General features: G+C 67.7%; 2 protein-coding genes. Both read left to right on the top strand.

The window, feature by feature from the left end:
- Positions 1-267 precede the first annotated feature (267 nt).
- Positions 268-573, top strand: a complete 306-nt coding sequence (locus ABWV20_RS19260) for a transposase (protein ID WP_353358095.1) — start codon at positions 268-270, stop codon at positions 571-573.
- A 205-nt stretch (positions 574-778) separates the two neighbouring features.
- Entirely contained in the window at positions 779-1,822 is a 1,044-nt protein-coding gene (locus ABWV20_RS19255) for an IS110 family RNA-guided transposase (RefSeq protein WP_353358093.1), read from the top strand.
- The last annotated feature ends 157 nt before the right edge of the window (positions 1,823-1,979 follow it).

Raw genomic sequence — 1,979 nt, 5'->3', positions numbered from 1 at the left:
CGTGAACACCCAGAGCGCCACGCTCAAAGTTGAAGAGCCGCTATTGGCTCCCTTCTCTGTCAAGCGGGGGTCTTGAGATGGGTTCTATCCTTGGTGGTGGCGGGTCCGGGAAGTGACTGATCCGAAGTGTCGGTGTGGGGCTGTGAGCCGGCCGCGCAGGATGACAGTGACGCGCCCCGGTGTCCTCCCGGGCCCGTCCCCTCAGCCGTGATTGAATCGCCCCAGGTCTGATGGAGGCTCTCAATCCTGGGAAGGATGATGAGAGTCATGGCAGCACCGAGGAAGTACAGCGTTGAGCTGCAGCAGCGGGCGACGAGGATGGCGTTGGATGCCAGGGCCGACCCTGAGTCGGCTCGTGGGGCGATCAAACGGGTGGCCGACCAGTTGGGCGTGCACCCCGAGGCTCTGCGGAACTGGGTACGTCAGGCCGAGGTCGACGACGGCGTCCGGCCGGGCACCACGACCGATGACGCGCAGCGCCTGGTCGAGCTCGAGCGAGAGGTTCGCGAGCTGCGGCGGGCTAACGAGATCCTAAAGACGTCCGCGGCTTTTTTCGCGTCAATGTCACGCTGATGGTGTCCGGTCGGGTTCGCTCCTTTTTTCGCTGCCGCGGCAGACCTCGTCGCTGGCTGCTCGTCCGATGTGCGGCTCGACCGGACGCCCTGGCCGTCGGGCGTGGCGTGGCTTGATAGGAGCCTGCTCCGGGCTGGATTGAGGCGTGCCCGCCGCACCCGGCGACCAGGACGTCCATCCAGTATCGAGCAGAAGGACCACGACCATGGTGATGATCGGCACCGACTCCCACAAACGCACCCACACCTTCGTAGCCGTCGACGACGTCGGTCGGCGGCTCGGTGAGTGCACCCTGCGCGCCAACACCGACGGGCACCTGCAGCTGCTGACCTGGGCTGCCCGCTTCGACGAGGTGACCTTCGCGCTCGAGGACTGCCGTCACCTGACCAGACGGTTGGAGGGTGACCTGTTGCGGGCCGGGCAGCGCGTGGTGCGGGTACCAACCCGGTTGATGGCCGGGGCACGACGCGGGGCACGCACGCCGGGCAAGTCCGACCCGATCGACGCCGAGGCCGCGGCGGTCGCTGCGTTGCGTCACCCCGGCCTGCCAGTCGCTGAGCTCGACGGCCCTGCTCGCCAGGTCAAGCTGCTCTCGGACTACCGACGTGACCTGGTCATGCAGCGCACCCGCGCGTGCTGCCAGCTGCGCTGGCACCTGCACGAGCTGGACCCCGACCTAGCACTACCGTCCCGCAGTCTGCGTCAGGCCAACACCCGGGCGCGCGTCCAGGACTTCCTCGACACCCAGGAGGGCATTGTCGCCCGCCTGGCGTGCAAGCTCGTGGCTCGGATCGCTGACCTGAGTGAGGAGATCAAGGACATCGAGAAGGAGCTGAAGGCCCTCGTGCATGCCCAGGCCTCGACCCTGCTGTCGCTGCCCGGCTGCGGCGTGCTCTCCGCGGCCGTCATCATCGGAGAGACTGCCGGCGTCCACCGGTTCCGCGACAAGGACGCCTTCGCCCGCTTCACCGGCACCGCCCCCGTGCCCGTGTGGTCCGGCGCCTCGGCCGGAAAGGTACGCCTCAACAGGGGCGGCAACCGCCAGATGAACTACGCCCTGCACATGATGGCTGTGACCCAGGCGCGCGGCGTCGGACCCGGCAAGGCCTACCTGGCCAAGGTCGAAGCTCGCGGAAAGGACCGCGTCGCCGCCCTCCGACTGCTGCGAAGACGACTCTCCGACGCGATCTACTCAGCGCTCAAGGCCGACCAGATCCTGGCCTCCACGCACGTCCAGCAGGCTGCGTGAGTCCCGACCTTGACATAGGAGCATCGGGGAGCTCGACCCCCGAGGGCGATGACCATGGGCTTCATCGATGAGATGCGGGCCAAGGGTCATGCGGTCGAGTCGGTCTGTCGGGTCCTGTCCGAGCAGGGCTGCCAGGTCGCCGCACGCACCTACCGGG

The organism is Intrasporangium sp. DVR, from assembly GCF_040365325.1.
Lineage (GTDB): Bacteria > Actinomycetota > Actinomycetes > Actinomycetales > Dermatophilaceae > Intrasporangium.
This window is presented reverse-complemented; position numbering and strand designations above follow the sequence as displayed.

Coding starts and splice junctions, on each gene's coding strand:
- ABWV20_RS19260 (WP_353358095.1), top strand. CDS start 268: ATGGCAGCACCGAGGAAGTACAGCGTTGAGCTGCAGCAGCGGGCGACG.
- ABWV20_RS19255 (WP_353358093.1), top strand. CDS start 779: ATGGTGATGATCGGCACCGACTCCCACAAACGCACCCACACCTTCGTA.